Raw genomic sequence first — 1813 nt, 5'->3', positions numbered from 1 at the left:
TCGACTGTGGGAGCGGGCTTGCTCGCGAAGATGGCATCAGCCTCGCAGAAAATTCAGAACCTGGACCCAGGCCTGTTCAAAAACTCGACTTCCTCAGCCGTGGACTCACGCCCCAACACCGCATTGCGATGGGGAAAGCGTCCAAACTGAGCAATGATCTTCTGGTGCCGTTCGGCGTAATCCAGGTTGTCTTCAAACACCGCCCGATCCGCCTCCGGTTGCTCTCGGACCAGGTCGATGAAGCGCGACACGGCCTCGTTCTGCACCGCCAGATTTTCGCAATGCTCAAGCACCAGGTAGATGAACACCCGTTGGATCGGTTCGAGTTGCCGGTCGAAGCCCGCCGCCATGCCTTGGGCCACCAACGCTTGGGCACGCAGGTCACCAGAAAAAGCCTTGGGGGTGTCGCGAAAGATCATCCGCGGCAGTTGATCGAGCAGCAGCACCAGGGCCAGCCAGCCTTCGGGGCGTTGCGCCCAGTCGGTCAATTCACCGGCCAGAGCCTGCTCGACCTGATCGCCGAAGCGCTCGTGCGCTTGGCGATCATGGCGTTTGCCGAACCACAGCTTGCCCTTGTCAGCGGCTATTTCGTCCGGCGACGTGGCTGAGCCAAACCACCAATCAAGCAACGGCTGCCAAGGCTGGGCCATGCTTTATTCCTTGTGGTAGGCCGTGGCGCGAGCGACTTCTTCCTTCGAGCCAAGGAACACCGCCACACGCTGGTGCAGGCCTTCAGGCTGAATGTCGAGAATGCGCTGGTGACCGTCGGTCGAAGCGCCACCGGCCTGCTCCACCAGGAACGACATCGGATTGGCTTCGTACATCAGCCGCAGTTTGCCCGGCTTGGACGGCTCGCGGCTGTCACGTGGGTACATGAACAGACCGCCACGGGTCAGGATACGGTGCACGTCGGCCACCATCGCGGCGACCCAACGCATGTTGTAGTTCTTTTTCAGCGGGCCTTCTTCGCCGGCCAGCAATTCGTTGACGTAGCGCTGTACCGGGGCTTCCCAGTGGCGCTGATTGGACATGTTGATGGCAAATTCCTGGGTGGTTTCAGGAATGGTGATGTCTTCGTGGGTCAGAACGAAGCTGCCCATCTCGCGGTCCAGGGTGAAGCCTTTGACGCCGTCGCCCAAGGTCAGCACCAGCATGGTCTGCGGGCCGTAGATGGCATAACCGGCGGCTACCTGCTCGGTGCCTGGCTGCAGGAAAGCCTTTTCGTTCAAGGCTTCGTTCTGGCTCAGGTATTCGTTCGGGCAACGCAATACCGAGAAGATAGTACCGACCGGCGCGTTGATATCGATGTTCGACGAACCGTCCAGTGGGTCGAACACCAACAGATAGGCACCCTTGGGGTATTTGCCCGGGATCTGGTAGGCATTGTCCATTTCCTCGGACGCCATGCCGGCCAGGTGACCACCCCATTCGTTGGCTTCGAGCAGGATTTCGTTGGACAGCACGTCGAGCTTCTTCTGCACTTCGCCCTGCACGTTTTCGGTGCCCATGCTGCCCAGGACACCACCCAGCGCGCCTTTGGATACGGCGTGGCTGATCTCCTTGCACGCACGCGCCACCACTTCGATCAAAAAGCGCAGATCGGCAGGGGTGTTGTTGCTGCGGGTCTGCTCAATCAAATAGCGACTCAAGGTAACGCGGGACATGGACGGCTCCGAAGAATAGGGGGCGGAAAAACCAGCGCAGTTTAGCGCGAGTCGGGACTTAATTCCTCCTATGAGACGGGGAATGAAGGATTGAGTTCATATCCGGGCCTGCCCACCTGCGTAGGAGCTGTCGAGCGAAGCGAGGCTGC

The 1813-nt window shown here is 59.8% G+C and carries 2 protein-coding genes; both read right to left on the bottom strand.

The features are described 5' to 3' along the window. Positions 1 to 53 precede the first annotated feature (53 nt). Positions 54 to 650 carry a DUF924 family protein gene (locus HU811_RS26795; RefSeq protein ID WP_092455846.1) on the bottom strand — a complete coding sequence of 199 codons (597 nt, stop codon included), beginning with the start codon at positions 648 to 650 and terminating at the stop codon, positions 54 to 56. Between the two features lie 3 nt (positions 651 to 653). After that, positions 654 to 1664 (bottom strand): class 1 fructose-bisphosphatase, encoded by a 1011-nt coding sequence (locus tag HU811_RS26790; RefSeq protein ID WP_025211364.1) that lies wholly within the window; start codon positions 1662 to 1664, stop codon positions 654 to 656. Positions 1665 to 1813: the final 149 nt, after the last annotated feature.

Source organism: Pseudomonas tehranensis (assembly GCF_014268615.1).
Lineage (GTDB): Bacteria > Pseudomonadota > Gammaproteobacteria > Pseudomonadales > Pseudomonadaceae > Aquipseudomonas > Aquipseudomonas tehranensis.
Note: the sequence above shows the minus strand (reverse complement) of the source record. Positions and strands in the feature narration are given on the sequence as shown.

What these genes read in the sequence shown, in the direction of transcription:
- HU811_RS26790 (WP_025211364.1), bottom strand. Translation starts at nt 1,664, where the DNA reads ATGTCCCGCGTTACCTTGAGTCGCTATTTGATTGAGCAGACCCGCAGC.
- HU811_RS26795 (WP_092455846.1), bottom strand. Translation starts at nt 650, where the DNA reads ATGGCCCAGCCTTGGCAGCCGTTGCTTGATTGGTGGTTTGGCTCAGCC.